Source organism: Flavobacterium endoglycinae (assembly GCF_017352115.1).
GTDB classification, from domain to species: domain Bacteria; phylum Bacteroidota; class Bacteroidia; order Flavobacteriales; family Flavobacteriaceae; genus Flavobacterium; species Flavobacterium endoglycinae.
In genome coordinates this window covers 3,444,785-3,460,142 of record NZ_CP071448.1, presented here as the reverse complement: position 1 = coordinate 3,460,142, position 15,358 = coordinate 3,444,785, and the positions used below count along the sequence as shown (strand labels likewise).

Annotated in this window: 18 protein-coding genes and 1 tRNA gene; 14 read left to right on the top strand and 5 right to left on the bottom strand. The window is 34.4% G+C overall.

From position 1 onward, the window contains the following. Positions 1-30: 30 nt before the first annotated feature. The 3 genes from murA to J0383_RS15315 all read right to left on the bottom strand — a co-directional run bounded on the left by murA (position 31) and on the right by J0383_RS15315 (position 2,445). The gene (gene murA / locus J0383_RS15325) at positions 31-1,344 is read right to left on the bottom strand and encodes a UDP-N-acetylglucosamine 1-carboxyvinyltransferase (RefSeq protein WP_207294877.1); all 1,314 of its coding nucleotides are present in this window, start codon (positions 1,342-1,344) and stop codon (positions 31-33) included. An 89-nt stretch (positions 1,345-1,433) separates the two neighbouring features. Then, positions 1,434-2,144 carry a DUF4290 domain-containing protein gene (locus J0383_RS15320; RefSeq protein WP_207294876.1) on the bottom strand — a complete coding sequence of 237 codons (711 nt, stop codon included), beginning with the start codon at positions 2,142-2,144 and terminating at the stop codon, positions 1,434-1,436. A gap of 4 nt (positions 2,145-2,148) precedes the next feature. Beyond that, positions 2,149-2,445 (bottom strand): DUF493 family protein, encoded by a 297-nt coding sequence (locus J0383_RS15315; RefSeq protein WP_207294875.1) that lies wholly within the window; start codon positions 2,443-2,445, stop codon positions 2,149-2,151. Between the two features lie 235 nt (positions 2,446-2,680). Between J0383_RS15315 and J0383_RS15310 the strand changes: the two genes are divergently transcribed. From J0383_RS15310 to J0383_RS15285, 6 genes are all read left to right on the top strand, one after another. Continuing rightward, positions 2,681-3,598: an alpha/beta hydrolase family protein gene (locus J0383_RS15310; RefSeq protein WP_207294874.1), complete on the top strand. Its 918-nt coding sequence runs from the start codon at positions 2,681-2,683 to the stop codon at positions 3,596-3,598. Between the two features lie 375 nt (positions 3,599-3,973). Further along, positions 3,974-4,507, top strand: coding sequence for an AAA family ATPase (locus tag J0383_RS15305; RefSeq protein WP_207294873.1), 534 nt, complete (start codon positions 3,974-3,976; stop codon positions 4,505-4,507). A gap of 65 nt (positions 4,508-4,572) precedes the next feature. Next, positions 4,573-6,468, top strand: a complete 1,896-nt coding sequence (locus tag J0383_RS15300; RefSeq protein ID WP_207294872.1) for a RecQ family ATP-dependent DNA helicase — start codon at positions 4,573-4,575, stop codon at positions 6,466-6,468. Further along, entirely contained in the window at positions 6,468-7,415 is a 948-nt protein-coding gene (gene fmt / locus J0383_RS15295) for a methionyl-tRNA formyltransferase (protein WP_207294871.1), read from the top strand. The genes J0383_RS15300 and fmt overlap by 1 nt, the downstream gene beginning before the upstream one ends. A gap of 180 nt (positions 7,416-7,595) precedes the next feature. After that, a complete protein-coding gene (locus J0383_RS15290; protein WP_071635005.1) occupies positions 7,596-7,868 on the top strand; it encodes an HU family DNA-binding protein in 273 nt (90 codons plus the stop codon). Between the two features lie 130 nt (positions 7,869-7,998). Further along, positions 7,999-8,559, top strand: a complete 561-nt coding sequence (locus J0383_RS15285; RefSeq protein WP_207294870.1) for a YqgE/AlgH family protein — start codon at positions 7,999-8,001, stop codon at positions 8,557-8,559. Here the strand turns inward: J0383_RS15285 and J0383_RS15280 are convergent. Both J0383_RS15280 and J0383_RS15275 read right to left on the bottom strand, forming a co-directional pair. Beyond that, positions 8,556-9,392 carry an aminotransferase class IV gene (locus J0383_RS15280; protein WP_207294869.1) on the bottom strand — a complete coding sequence of 279 codons (837 nt, stop codon included), beginning with the start codon at positions 9,390-9,392 and terminating at the stop codon, positions 8,556-8,558. The genes J0383_RS15285 and J0383_RS15280 overlap by 4 nt on opposite strands. Before the next feature lie 54 nt (positions 9,393-9,446). After that, the gene (locus tag J0383_RS15275) at positions 9,447-9,839 is read right to left on the bottom strand and encodes an START-like domain-containing protein (RefSeq protein WP_207294868.1); all 393 of its coding nucleotides are present in this window, start codon (positions 9,837-9,839) and stop codon (positions 9,447-9,449) included. Positions 9,840-9,990: 151 nt separating this feature from the next. Between J0383_RS15275 and J0383_RS15270 the strand changes: the two genes are divergently transcribed. From J0383_RS15270 to J0383_RS15235, 8 genes are all read left to right on the top strand, one after another. Continuing rightward, positions 9,991-10,064 (top strand) — tRNA-Met (locus tag J0383_RS15270). An 81-nt stretch (positions 10,065-10,145) separates the two neighbouring features. Next, a complete protein-coding gene (locus J0383_RS15265) occupies positions 10,146-10,556 on the top strand; it encodes an ACT domain-containing protein (RefSeq protein ID WP_207294867.1) in 411 nt (136 codons plus the stop codon). A gap of 87 nt (positions 10,557-10,643) precedes the next feature. After that, a complete protein-coding gene (locus J0383_RS15260; protein WP_207294866.1) occupies positions 10,644-10,901 on the top strand; it encodes a hypothetical protein in 258 nt (85 codons plus the stop codon). 45 nt (positions 10,902-10,946) lie between these two features. Continuing rightward, a complete protein-coding gene (locus tag J0383_RS15255; RefSeq protein WP_207294865.1) occupies positions 10,947-11,546 on the top strand; it encodes a DUF6624 domain-containing protein in 600 nt (199 codons plus the stop codon). Positions 11,547-11,651: 105 nt separating this feature from the next. Continuing rightward, positions 11,652-12,692, top strand: coding sequence for an SDR family oxidoreductase (locus J0383_RS15250; RefSeq protein ID WP_207294864.1), 1,041 nt, complete (start codon positions 11,652-11,654; stop codon positions 12,690-12,692). Between the two features lie 3 nt (positions 12,693-12,695). Continuing rightward, complete coding sequence (locus J0383_RS15245; RefSeq protein ID WP_207294863.1) at positions 12,696-13,349, top strand: NAD-dependent epimerase/dehydratase family protein; 654 nt, start codon at positions 12,696-12,698, stop codon at positions 13,347-13,349. Next, positions 13,346-14,479, top strand: a complete 1,134-nt coding sequence (locus tag J0383_RS15240) for an MBL fold metallo-hydrolase (RefSeq protein WP_207294862.1) — start codon at positions 13,346-13,348, stop codon at positions 14,477-14,479. The genes J0383_RS15245 and J0383_RS15240 overlap by 4 nt, the downstream gene beginning before the upstream one ends. A 12-nt stretch (positions 14,480-14,491) precedes the next feature. Beyond that, positions 14,492-15,292, top strand: coding sequence for a helix-turn-helix domain-containing protein (locus tag J0383_RS15235; protein WP_207294861.1), 801 nt, complete (start codon positions 14,492-14,494; stop codon positions 15,290-15,292). Positions 15,293-15,358 lie beyond the last annotated feature (66 nt).

Genomic DNA, 15,358 nt, shown 5'->3' with positions numbered 1-15,358 from the left:
AAATAATTCGTGAATTCGTGGCTATTTCAATTAAGCTCTTACGATTTTAGCGCCAATTGCTCTTAAGCGCTCATCGATACGCTCGTATCCACGATCGATTTGCTCGATATTTTGGATTGTACTTGTTCCTTTTGCAGAAAGCGCGGCAATTAATAATGAAATCCCTGCACGAATATCAGGAGAAGACATTGTTGTTGCTTTTAATTGAGATTCGAAATTATGCCCCATTACCACAGCTCTGTGCGGGTCACATAACATAATTTTTGCTCCCATATCGATTAATTTATCCACGAAGAATAAACGGCTTTCGAACATTTTTTGGTGAATTAAAACATCTCCTTTTGCCTGCGTTGCCACAACCAAAACAATACTTAATAAGTCAGGTGTAAATCCTGGCCAAGGCGCATCGGCAATAGTTAAGATAGAACCATCGATATCTGTTTTTACTTCATATCCATCTTTATGAGCTGGAATGTAAATATCATCATTACGTTTCTCGATTGTAATACCTAATTTTCTAAAAGTGTTCGGAATTAAACCTAAATTCTCCCAGCTAACATTTTTGATTGTAATTTCGCTTTTTGTCATAGCCGCAAGACCAATCCAAGAACCAATTTCGATCATATCTGGAAGAATCGTGTGCTCGCATCCTCCAAGAGTTTCAACACCTTCAATTGTCAATAAGTTAGAACCAACTCCAGTAATTTTAGCACCCATAGAGTTTAACATTTTACACAATTGTTGTAAATATGGTTCGCAGGCAGCGTTGTAAACGGTAGTTCTTCCTTTAGCCAAAACAGCCGCCATTACAATGTTTGCTGTTCCAGTTACAGATGCTTCATCTAAAAGCATATCTGTTCCTTGAAGACCTTCCTCAGGAGTTTCAACTCCATAAAAGTGATCTTCTCTGTTATATCTAAATTTTGCTCCAAGGTTAATAAACCCTTCAAAGTGAGTATCTAATCTACGACGTCCAATTTTATCTCCTCCTGGTTTTGGGATATACCCTTTTCCAAAACGAGCCAAAAGCGGTCCAACAATCATAATAGAACCGCGAAGTGCTCCTCCTTCTTTTTTGAAAGCTTCGGTTTCTAAATATCCAACATTAACTTCATCTGCCTGAAATGTAATTGATCCCGGCTCATTACGTTGAATTTTAACCCCTAAATTACCCAATAAAGTGATTAATTTATTGATGTCTATAATATCAGGAATGTTATTAATTTTTACTTTCTCTCCTGTCAGCAGCACGGCACATAAAATTTGTAACGCCTCATTTTTTGCTCCTTGTGGAGTAATTTCTCCTTTTAAAGGTGTCCCTCCTTCGATTTTAAAAATTCCCATAGATTGTTTTTAGGTTCTAAGGTTCTGAGATTCTAAGGTTCTAAGCTAAATCTTAGTTCCTTAGCTTCTTAGCTCCTTTTTACTTTTGATTATTGTTTTTTTTGAAAATTCTTTTTTTGGCCGCCTTTATTGTTTTTATTATTCTGCGGTTTTGTTTGTCCGCCAGAAGCTGTTTTATTTGACACACGTTTGTTAGTACGCATTAAATCTGTCGTATTTAAAAGCTCTTCTGTACTGTGCAGCAAGTTGATTTTTCCTCCAGACAATTCGTATAAGTGTTCAAAAATCACATCATCTTTTACGGTGTCTTTATTCCAGCTTAGGAAAGATTTTTTCATATGATTGGCAATGACCATTACCAATGCATTTTTCATTTCACCTTCCTCCCATTTATTGGCAACATCAATCATGTATTTGATATTGTTACCATAAAATCTGTATTTTGGAAAATTCTGCGGATATTGTAAAGTCTCTGGTTTTAACTGCAATACATCTCTTGACGGAATTGGATATGGAGATTCAACATTCAATTTAAAATCAGACATTATAAAAAGCTGATCCCATAATTTATGTTGAAAATCTGGAACGTCACGCAAATGCGGATTTAAGCTTCCCATAACCTGAATGATGTATTTTGCAGCTTTATTGCGCGTTTCATCATCTTCAATTACAGTAGCCTGATCGATCAATTTTTGTAAATGACGACCATATTCAGGAATTATCAAACGTTGTCTTTCAGAATTGTATTCTAAATTGTAAACAACGTCACTTGCGGCTTCTCTTTTATATTTTTCGATCATAGGTTTATAATGAAACTATACCTTCAATAGTAGAAACTTCTTTGTATTTGCTAATCACATCGTCTGAGCTGTGCATTGTAACATCTACAGAAACGCTTGTAAATTTACCGGTTTTTGATTTTGTTGTTTTAATCACCGCTCCCATTCTGTCAAAAGCTTTTTCCACTCTCTCTACATTGTCGGCAACAGATGGCACAATGAATTTATACAAATATTCTGCTGGCCAGGTGTTTGCGTTATCAAGCTCTAATTTTAATCTTTCGTAAAATTCGGCTGTATTTTTTTCGTTATCGTTCTCCATTCGTAATTAAAAATAAACGCAAATATACGGTTTTGATTTCAGATTTATGATTTTAGATTTTAGATTTTTTGACTCTAAAAAACGAGTCTTTTTTCAGCCACAAATTCACGAATTTTCATCTATTTTTTTGGACTAAAATTTCAATTTCACGAATTTTAGTTAACTTGGCGAATCAAAAAAATAAAATTCGTGAATTCATAGCTGAAAACCTTGACGCGATCAAAACCTCATTACAATGAAAAAAATCTTTTTTTTACTTCTCGTTATTATTTCATTAAATTCCGCAAAAGCGCAAGAAGTCAAAACCCTAACTTACTTCCAAAACGACACTTTAAAGCTAGATTTAGATTTATATCTGCCGAAGAAAAAGGCTGGTGAAAAAATTCCGTTGATCATGTTTGCTTTTGGCGGCGGATTTTCGGGTGGAGAACGCACAAGCGAAAAAGAGTTTGGTTTGTTCATGGCCAGAAACGGATATGCCGTTGCCAGTATTTCATACAGTTTATACATGAAAGGAAAAGATTTTGGCTGTAAAGGAATTTTAACCGAAAAAATAAAAGCAATTCAAATTGGCGTAAGCGATATGTGGCAGGCAACCGGATATCTAATTGAGAACGCTGACAAATACAATCTTGATACTTCAAAAATATTCATTTCGGGAATCAGCGCTGGCGCCGAAATTGGCTTTCATGCTTCTTTCTGGGATTATAAATTAATGAATTTATACAAAAGCAATATCCCCGAAAATTTCAGATACAAAGGTCTTATTGGAGGTTCAGGAGCGATTCAGGACATTAATTTAATCACAAAAGAAAAAGCAATTCCGATGTTGTTGGCGCACGGAAATAATGATGACACTGTTCCATACAGCGCAGGCTCGCATCGTTCGTGCCCTACAAATGCTTCGGGCTGGCTGATTCTTTTCGGTTCGTATGCCGTTTACAATCAAATGAATGATTTACATAAAGATGTCGAACTGATTACTTTCTGCGGAGGTGGCCATGAATTCTCTGGCTATCTTTTCCATCACGGACAGCAATATGTTCTGGATTTTGTAAATGATGTTTTAAACGGTAAAAAGTTTCAATCGCATTTAATTTTTCCTTCTAATAAAAAAGGGAAGGATTCTGGAAAGTATTTGTTTTGTGAATAAATATTTAGAATCATCATGCTATAGTTCCTACGGAACAATATTTTAGTAGCGTCATTTTTTTACCAATATTCAACTCGTAAACGAGTTGCTTCTGAATGAACTACAATCATATCTCGTAGAGATTGAATATTGGTAGCAAATTTAATTTCACAGCATTAAAAAGCTCCAGCGGAGCGACATATTTTGGTTAATTTATATGTCGCTCCGCTGGAGCTTTTTTTGCTTTATACATATATTTTCTATAAATATGTCGTCCCTAAAGGGACTTAAAAGAAGATAGCACTTCCAACTAAAATATCAAATCTTTCGTTTCTTATAAATATTCTTTTTAATTATAAATAAGTTTAGGTAAATTTGCGCTTTATTTTTAGAATAGTGCAAAAACAAATCATAGTACTCCTTGGCGGGCCTGGTACAGGAAAATCTACACTTATAAACGAATTAGTAGCTCGAGGTTATTGCTGCTACCCAGAAATTTCTAGAGAAGTTACACTCGAAGCTCAAAAAAGAGGTATCGAACAATTATTCTTGGAACAGCCTTTATTATTTAGCGAAATGCTGCTTGAAGGTCGTGTTGAGCAGTTTAAAAATGCCAAAGAAGAAACTGACAATGTCGTATTTATTGATCGAGGAATCCCAGATGTTGTCGCTTATATGGATTATATTGGCGATGAATATCCAGAGCATTTCACAAAAGCTTGTGAGGATTACAAATATTCTAAAACTTTTATTTTACCGCCTTGGGAAGAAATTTATCAAAGTGACAAAGAGCGTTATGAAAATTTCGAACAGGCATTGGAAATTCAGAAATATCTAATCGAAACTTATAAAAAATACGGTTACGATTTAATTGAAGTCCCGAAAGATACGGTTGAAAACAGAATTCTTTATATCTTAGACAAAATTTAGCAGCCGGGTTTAAAGTTGCAAAACTAGAAACTGATTTCTAAATTTTTAACTTTAATACATTGGCCATGCAGGATGCACAAGAGATTCTTTTAAAATACTGGAAACACGAAAGTTTCCGACCATTGCAAAAGGAAATTATTGATTCGGTTTTAGAAGGTCAGGACACTTTTGCGCTACTTCCAACCGGCGGAGGAAAATCAATTTGTTTTCAGGTTCCAGCCATGATGCGTGAAGGAATCTGCCTTGTAATCTCACCTTTAATTGCGCTGATGAAAGATCAGGTAGCAAATCTGCAAAAAAGAGACATTAAAGCTATCGCTCTTACTGGAGGAATTCATACCGAAGAAATTATTAATCTTCTCGACAACTGCCAATTCGGGAATTACAAATTCCTCTACCTTTCACCTGAACGCCTGCAATCGGATTGGATTTTAGAACGAATCAAAAATCTTCCTATCAATTTAATTGCTATTGATGAGGCGCACTGCGTTTCGCAATGGGGACACGATTTCAGACCGGCTTATTTAAAAATTTCAGAATTAAAAAAATACTTCCCTAAAATTCCATTTTTAGCTTTAACTGCGACAGCAACTCCAAGAGTCGTTGAAGACATTAAAACAGAACTCGGACTAAAAGACACCAAACTTTTTCAGCAGTCTTTTGAAAGAAAGAATATTGCTTACATGGTTTTCGAAGTCGAAGATAAATTATACCGTGTTGAGCAGATTTTGAAGAAAAACCCACAGCCTTCTATCATATATGTCCGCAATAGAAAATCCTGCCTTAATATGTCAACCCAATTACAGTCGCTGGGTTTTAGAGCAACGTACTATCACGGCGGACTTTCGGCTCAGGAAAAAGACAAAAACATGCAGTTGTGGATGTCGGAACAGGCACAAGTTATTGTGGCTACGAATGCATTTGGAATGGGAATTGACAAAGACAATGTCAAAACGGTTATTCATACTCAATTACCTGAAAACTTAGAAAATTATTATCAGGAATCTGGACGTGCGGGGCGAAATGGAGAAAAATCTTTTTCAATTTTGCTTTTTAATAATTCAGACGCCAATCAAACCGAACAGCAATTTTTAAGTGTTCTTCCTGATAAAAAATTTCTGAAAACTATGTACGTCAAACTTTGCAATTATTTTCAGATTGCCTATGGCGAAGGCATAGACGAATCGTACTCGTTTAAAATGAATCATTTTTGTAATAAATATGATTTTCCGACTTTAAAAACGTATAATGCACTTCAGTTTCTGAACCAGCAGGGAATCATTACAATGTCTCAGGAATTTTCTGAAAAAGTAACGATGCAGTTTTTAATCGAATCAAAAGAAGTCATTCGATATATGAGTTTGAATTCTAATGATGAAGAAATTATTCTGGCGATTTTAAGAACATATCCAGGAATTCATGAAATGAAAACGGCTATTAATCTGCCTTTGATCGCAAAAAAATCAAATCACACAGAAGCTCAGGTCACAGCAGTCCTAGAAAAACTCAAAGAAAAAGACATCATCGAATACAAATCTAAGAACAATGACGCGACTATTTTATTTAATGAAGTCCGTGAAGATGACTTGACCATAAACCGAGTTTCTAAATATCTTGAAAAACAGAACAAACTGAAAAGAGATCAGCTTTCGTCTGTTCTTTATTATATAAAAGAAGACAAGACCTGTAAAAACAGATTGGTTTTAGATTATTTTGGAGAAAAAGCCGATTCGAACTGCGGCGTCTGCTCCTACTGCATTACCCAGAAAGGAAAAATCACCGAAGCCGATTCGATTGCTGATAAAATCCTCCATTTATTAAAAGCAACTGCCTTAACTTCGCGCGAAATTCAAAATCAGATAAAATTAGATACTAAAGATGTTCTTTCGGTTCTTCAGGAATTATTAGAAAACAATCATGTGGTTATTTTATCCAATAATAAATACACTTTAAAAACCTAATGGAAAAATTACGAATTATATTCATGGGAACTCCAGAGTTTGCTGTTGGCATTCTGGATACCATTCTGAAAAACAATTATGAAGTTGTGGGCGTTATTACTGCTGCAGATAAACCTGCAGGACGCGGACAAAAAATAAAATATTCTGCCGTAAAGGAATACGCTCTGGCAAATAATCTTCCTTTATTACAGCCGACCAATTTAAAAGATGAGAGTTTTTTAGCCGAATTAAAAGCCCTGAATGCTAACCTGCAAATTGTAGTTGCTTTTAGAATGCTCCCTAAAGTAGTTTGGGAAATGCCAAGTCTGGGAACTTTCAACCTTCACGCTTCACTTCTTCCTGATTATCGTGGTGCAGCACCAATTAACTGGGCAATTATCAACGGCGAGACCAAAACTGGAGTTACAACTTTCTTTATCGACGATAAAATCGATACGGGTGCGATGATTTTAAATTCGGAAATTGCGATTGAACCGCAGGAAAATGCAGGACAACTGCACGACCGATTAATGAATTTGGGAAGCACGACTGTAATCGACACTTTAAAAGTAATTGAAAACGGAAATGTCAAAACTACGATTCAAGAAGATCATGATGACATTAAAACAGCTTACAAATTAAACAAGGAAAACTGCAAAATTAATTGGACAAAATCTGGCAACGAAATCAATAATTTAATCCGCGGTTTAAGTCCGTATCCTGCCGCATGGTGTTTTTTAAAGGATAAAAATGAAGAACTAAATATTAAAATATACGAAGCCAATCTGGTATCTGGCCAGCATTCTTACGAAATTGGAAAATTAATAAGTAGTAAAAAAGAGATTAAGATTGCAATAAAAGATGGGTTTATCGAGTTATTAAGCCTACAATTACCAGGAAAGAAGAGAATGCAGGTGTCAGAATTATTAAATGGCATTACTTTTTCTGATGACGCAAAGTTGTATTAAGCTCAGTAAAACAGGGGTTTGTACCTGTTTTTGGTCGATAAACAACATGCTTTATGAACAAAAAAAGCAAGTTATCAACAATTATTGCTAAAATTAAAGAAAACACTTGCACGCAACGGATTTCCTACTAAATTTGTGTATTAACAATTTTTTTTAACCAACAATTAATAACTAATTATTATGAACAAATCAGAATTAATCGATGCTATCGCTGCTGATGCAGGAATCACAAAAGCTGCGGCAAAATTAGCTTTAGAGTCATTTTTAGGAAATGTAGGAACTACTTTGAAAAAAGGTGGAAGAATTTCATTAGTAGGTTTCGGATCTTGGTCAGTATCTGCGAGAGCTGCTAGAGACGGTAGAAATCCTCAAACAGGAAAAACTATCAAAATTGCTGCTAAAAATGTGGTAAAATTCAAAGCTGGAGCTGAATTAGAAAGTGCAGTGAACTAAGTAGGAAAGTTCTCTAAACTAAGATAATATAATTAAAACCCTCCTTATGGAGGGTTTTTTTATGCGGTTTAACGATTTTTTTTGCGATTTTAAAAATTTTATGATTAAATTTAATAAAAATTGTAACCGTATGATTTCAGAAAAATTAAAAAAAGGACACCTGCTTATTGCCGAGCCTTCGATAATTGGAGATTTATCTTTTAACAGATCGGTAATTTTATTAGCAGACCATAACAAAGAAGGATCAATTGGATTTATCATTAACAAACCGTTGAAATACACGATTCATGATTTGATTCCAGAAATTGATGCCAACTTCAAAATATATAACGGAGGACCAGTTGAACAAGATAACCTGTACTTCATTCACAATATTCCAGAGCTTATCCCAAATAGTGTGGAAATCTCTAACGGAATTTATTGGGGAGGTGATTTTGAATCAACCAAAGACTTAATTAACAACGGATCGATCAATAAGAACAATATTCGTTTTTTCTTAGGTTATACCGGTTGGGATGAAAATCAGCTCGAAAATGAAATGCAGGGCAATTCCTGGATCATTGCCGATAACAGCTACAAAAATAAAATTATCGGAAAATCGACTACTCATTTTTGGAAAGAGCAGATTATTGAACTTGGCGGAGATTACCTTATTTGGTCAAATGCACCAGAAAATCCGTATCTGAATTAATTTTCAGATATGGATTCATTAAGCTTCTGCACCAATAAATGAGCCAGATTACTTGTAAATTCTTTTTTTCGATATTTGGTTATCGGCTGTATTCCCGTGATTACATTCGTCAAAAATAATTCATCGGCTTTTTGAAGATCAAAAGGAGAAATTATTTCTTCCAGCACTTCTATGCCTTCAACTTTTTTGGCTAAGGCTAAAATCTGTTTGCGCATAATCCCATTTAAGCAGCCTTCAGATACAGGTGGAGTAATTAGTTTTTTACCTAAAAGCATAAAAAGGTTTCCTTGCAATCCTTCGATAACATTTTTGGAATCGTTTATCAAAAGACAGTTTGCCAAACCGTTTTCGCGAGCAAAAATACTTCCAGTAACGTTAATTATTTTATTCGTCGTTTTAATTGACGATAATAATTGTTTTGCTACATAGAAATCTTTATATAAATCTACTTCGTATTCATCAGTATTTAGAACGTAAGAAGTATTTTCTAAAGGTGTCGCATGAATCAAATATGAGATTTCATTTGTTTTTGGCAGATACAACCCTCCATCATTTCTAAAAACAGTTATTCTTGCTCTTGCAGATGCCGTTATAACTTTTGCCTGAACTAGATTTAAAACCTGTTCTTCAAAATATTCCATGGTAAAGTTCATTGGAATTTCCATTCTTACGATACGCATCGAAGCCATTAATCGGAAATAATGATCTTCGAGGAACAAAATTTTGTTGTTGATTATTTTTACGGTTTCAAAAACGCCATCACCATATAAAAAGGCACGATTTTGAGTTAATAAATTTTCTTCTTGTACTGTGTTTCCGTTAAAATTAATCATAAAAAAACCCTGAATTTTGTTCAGGGCAAATATAAGGTATAAAATAGACTTTTACTAAACAGATCCAATAAGATGTTTTAAGTCTGAGATTTGATTCTCCCACAATTGTTTAGCCTCTCCTATTTCGTCTTTTGTCGCAAAATCAACTACCATTAATGACACATCTTTAGTTAATTCATCAACTAAAATATGAAGCTCAAAAAAGTATTCAGTATCCTTACTGCTTTCGTCTACCCATTTAAATTTTACTTTCTCTCCAGATTTTTTAGAAGCAAGACGTGCTTTTTCCTGTGAATCATTCCAGATAAAAGTGAAAAATTCACCTCTTGAGTTAACATTGTCAGCAAACCATTCTTGTAAACCTGACGGAGTTGATATATATTGATACAACAATTGCGGAGAAGAATTTATCGGAAACTCTATTTCGTAACGTATTTTTGAATCCATGTGCTACTTTTAATTTTTTTGGAAATATAAGAATATATGTCCAAAAACAACACATTTTTAAAAATATTTTTTTTTCTTCATTTTATGCTTGTGCGCTTTAATATTATTTCTATCTTTGCACCCGCAATCAGGAATTCATGATAGCAGTCCAGGCGAGGTAGCTCAGTTGGTTAGAGCGCAGGATTCATAACCCTGAGGTCACGGGTTCAACTCCCGTCCTCGCTACGAAAAAGGCAAAACCCTTAAACAGAAATGTTTAAGGGTTTTTTATTATTTTTAAAATAAAACATAATAAAGCAGCGACTTATGGAAGGCGAAATAAATTTAAATGCAATCTTAAAAAACCTTAATCCGGTTCTTAACGAAGGAAAATATGTTTATTTAAAAATTGATTCTGTAGAAGACATTCCCTTCTCAAAAATTCTATTCCTTTTTAAAGAAAAAGAAGGAATCACGGTTGTCGTAGAAAAACAAACTGCTGAAGATCTTAATCGTTCTTTTTCTTATATTGCATCATGGATTACTTTAGAAGTACATTCTTCATTGGCAGCTGTGGGGTTAACTGCTGCATTTTCTCAAGCTTTAGGAAATGCTGGAATCAGTTGTAATGTAGTCGCGGCTTATTTTCATGATCATATTTTTGTTGATGAAAAAGATGCCGCAAAAGCTATGGAAGTACTATTAGAACTCAAACAAAAAAGCGAAGATTCTATATAAGCAATCCCGAAATAAAAAAACACAAAATTGCGTTGAGAAGTGCCATTAAAATAGCATTTTTGCAAACTAAAGTAATTACTAATAACTATGGATGTAGTCAGATTTAAAATCACATCAAAAACGATAAAAGTAGAAGTACGCAATTCGAATAATTATGTTTTTAATTTTAATAACGCTTTAGATATTAAAAAAGAAGACAAAGATGTTTTATTAAAACTTTACAATGCTTTAGATCTTCTTTTTAAAAAAGAAACTCAAGTTGAAAACAAAAACTACATTTCGCCAAACCAGACTAATATCTTGGACCAGATTTCGGCTGCTGATAATTTAGAGCTGGAAGAATAGAATAAAATGCTCCATACGTTTTCCAATTAATTCAATCAATTGTAAATGGATTATCAAATCATTGCGAAAAGAATATTAGAATTAAAAAATGCTGATTTGAATCTCAGAGAAAAGCTCATTAAAAGCAAGCAGCTTTCTGAAGGATACAATCAAGAAATGGAAAAACTCCACAATCAAAATGCGAAAACATTAGCTGAAATAATAGAAATTATTGGTTATCCCACTATTGATAAAGTAGGAAAAGAAGCCAATGAAGCCACTTGGCTCATCATTCAACATTCTATTGGGCAGCCAGATTTTATGAGAAAATGTGCCGCAGAATTAAAAACTGCCGTCAACGAAAATAAAGCGGATGCAATTCATTTGGCTTACCTTACAGATCGTATCGCTGTTTTTGAAGACAAACCTCAACTTTACGGAACTCAATTTGACTGGGACGAAACCGGAAAATTAATTCCAAATCCTTTCGACGATTTAGCTAAAGTAAACGAAAGACGAAAAGCAATTGGACTTATTACTTTGGAAGAACAAACCGAAAGCATACAAAAACGTGCTCTGAACGAAAATCAAACTCCTCCAAAAGATTTCAACAAACAAAAGGAAGAAATGAATGAATGGAGAAAAAAAGTCGGCTGGATAAAATAAATTCCACTGTCTAAATTCTGAACCTTTCAACAAAACAACTTTGGACTTTTTAACAAAGCTTTTAGAAGACTTTCTTCAGAACTTTGCCCTATAAAAGTACAAGAAATGATACATTCAAATCAAAAAGTATTAGTTACAGGCGGAACGGGATTTCTGGCAATACACAGTATTTTGCAATTATTAAATCGGGGTTATCAGGTTAGAACCACAGTTCGCTCCTTAAAAAGCAAAGACAAAGTTTATGAAATGCTTACAAACGGAGGAATTTCTGATTTCAATTTATTAGAATTTACTGAAGCTGATCTTACCAGCGATAAAAACTGGGCAGAAGCCGTAACCGGTTGTGATTTTGTCCTGCATATTGCTTCTCCAATTTTTATACGTTTACCCAAAAATGAAGACGAAATGGTTCGTCCTGCTGTTGATGGAACTTTGCGTGTATTAAAAGCTTCAAGAAATGCTGGAGTAAAACGTGTCGTAATGACTTCTAATTTTGGAGCAGTTGGTTACAGTCACAGAGACAGCAATTCGCTTATAACCGAAGAAAGCTGGACAGATCCTAATGAAAAAGGACTTTCAACTTATAACAAATCCAAAGTTCTTGCCGAAAGAGCCGCTTGGGATTTTATGAAAAATGAAGGCGGAACTTTAGAACTTTCTGTTGTAAACCCGATGGGAATTTTTGGGCCTTCTTTAAATGCTGATTTATCGAGCGGTTTTGAAATGCTTAAAAAATTACTAGACGGTTCTATGAAAGCAATTCCAGATATCAGATTAGGAATCGTAGATGTTAGAGATGCTGCCGAATTACATATTCTGGCAATGGAAAATCCAAAAGCAAAAGGCGAACGATTTTTAGCCTTATCTGGCGGAACAATGTCACTAATGGAAATTGTAAATCTGCTTAGAGATAAAATGCCATACGTTACCACCAAAGCACCTTCAAAAGCTTTGCCTACATTTATATTACGTTTCGCGGCATTATTTAACGATCAAGCAAAAGCGATTTTACCTTTAGTTGGAATTAACCGAAATGCCAGTAATGAAAAAGCGAAAACAACTCTAGGCTGGAACCCGCGCAGTAATGAAGAAGCCATTACAGCCACTATTATTAGTTTAATTAAATGGAAATCTCTTAACGTTTAAAAGATGAAAGTAATTGTAACAGGTGCAACCGGAATGGTTGGCGAAGGCGTTTTAATAGAATGTCTGAACAATACAGAAGTAGAATCGGTTTTGTATGTGGGAAGAAAACCAAGCGGGAAATCACATCCAAAACTCACCGAATATTTGGTTTCTGATTTTCTTTCGCTAAAAAGTAACAACAGCAGACTTGCAGGTTATGATGCCTGCTTTTATTGCGCCGGAATAAGCAGTGTAGGCATGAACGAAACCGACTATACTCATATTACTTACGACACCACAATCCATTTTGCAAAAGTAGTATTGAGTCAAAACTCATATCTGACTTTCAATTTTATTTCTGGATCGCATACTGATAGTTCCGAAAAAGGAAAAGTAATGTGGGCACGTGTAAAAGGGAAAACCGAAAATGCTTTACAAAAACTGCCTTTCAAACAGCAATATAATTTCCGTCCAGGATTAATGAAACCAGACAAAGCGCAAATTCATCTTAAAGGATTCAATAAATATATTAAGTCGCTTTACCCAATTATGGGACTGTTTTATACAGGCTGTAAAACCACAGAAATTGGACGCGCCATGATTGCCGTAACAAAATTCGGTTTTTCTAAAAAAATACTAGAAGCCAAAGACATTAAAAATGCAACCACTTTATTATGAAAAAACGAATTTTAAAAATCATCAAGCGTATGTTTGTTGTCATTGCTGTGCTAATCGTAATCCTCAGCTTCTCTATTTGGCTTTATATGCAGAAAGATGTATTTGGAGGAAAACCTTCGGAACAAAATTTAGTACAAATTGAAAAATCATCTCATTATAAAAACGGAGAATTCCAAAATATTAATAACACACCTACATTTGCTCCCGGTTACGGATTCTGGGGCGAAATCAGCAAACAATTTTTTGATAAATCAGTACCTACTCAACCTTCAAAACCAATTCCGTCTGTCAAAAGAGATTTAAAAAATCTTCCTGCAGAGAATCTATTGGTGTGGTTCGGACATTCCTCTTCCCTATTACAAATCAATGGTAAAAAAATCCTGATCGATCCTGTTTTTAGTGACAATGCTTCTCCTCTGCCTAATAGCGTAAAAGTTTTTAATGGAAGCAATACTTATAAAGTTGAAGATTTACCAGAAATTGATTATCTGTTAATTTCACATGATCACTATGATCATTTGGATTATCCAACTGTTTTGTCTCTACAGAAAAAAGTAAAAACTGTACTCTGCGGATTGGGAGTTGGAGCGCATTTTGAACGTTGGGGATATCCAAAAAACAAAATTATCGAACAAGATTGGAATGATTCTGTTTCTATTGAAAAAGATTTTACCATTCATACACTTCCAGCCAGACATAAATCAGGACGTGGTTTTAAGCAAAACCAAACTTTATGGGCATCATTTTTAATCAACTCGCCTTCGCTAAAAGTTTTTTATAGCGGCGACGGCGGTTATGATACTCATTTTGCTGAAATTGGAAAAAAATTCGGACCAATTGATATAGCAATTATGGAAAACGGCCAATACAACAAAGCTTGGCATTATATTCATATGCTTCCCGAAGAAACTTTAATGGCAGGCCGAGACTTAAAAGCCAAAAGCCTTGTTCCGGTTCACAATTCAAAATTTGCTCTTGCCAGACATACTTGGAACGAACCTTTAAGTGAATTGACTCGATTGAATGAAAAATATCAGATACCACTTATTACACCCATTATTGGAGAAATAGTTATTTTTGATACTACTAAAGTTTTCAAACAATGGTGGAAAAATGACTCTGCCAATTAAACCATACGCGTTATGAGACTTACAGAAATCAAAAGTTGTTATATAGGTCCAGAAATATCTCCTGAACAATTTATTTCGGAACATTTCTTTTTGTATCTCGCAAAAGGCACGATCGAGGGTTATGACGGCATTAGTAAATACAGCTTAAAAAGTGGCGAATATTGTATTGTGCGAAAAAATCATTTGGCACGTTACAATAAACAAAAAGAAAATGGCGAATTTGAAAAAGTAGTCATGATTTTGGATACTGAATTTCTAAAGTCTTTTATGACCAAACATCAAATAAAAGCACAGCGTTATGAAGATGGTGCGTCATTTTTTCTATTAAAAAATACCAATTTGATTCCGAATTTCATTCTTTCATTAATGCCATATTACAATGACGGAGGCGAAATTGACGATACTTTTGCAGATCTAAAACGCGAAGAACTGCTTTTGATTCTCTTAAAAGAAAACCCAGAATTAAAAGACATCCTTTTTGATTTTGCTCCGCCACAAAAGATCGATTTAAAAGCATACATGAATCGGAATTACAAATTCAATATCAGTATGGAGCGTTTCGCTTATCTTACCGGAAGAAGTATTTCGGCTTTTAAACGTGATTTTGCTTCTATTTTTTCAGATACGCCAAGCCGTTGGTTAATTCAGAGAAGACTTCAGGAAGGTTATTTCTTAATTGAGAAAAAACAAAAGAAACCTTCGGATATTTATCTGGATCTTGGTTTTGAAGATCTCTCTCATTTTTCTTTTGCATTCAAAAAGAAATATGGCATTACACCAACTGATATTTTAAAATCGATTAAAAAAATATAAATACTGGACTATCATTTTATGAAAAAAGTGGACTGTATCTATCTTCATTATCATTCTTAAATTTGG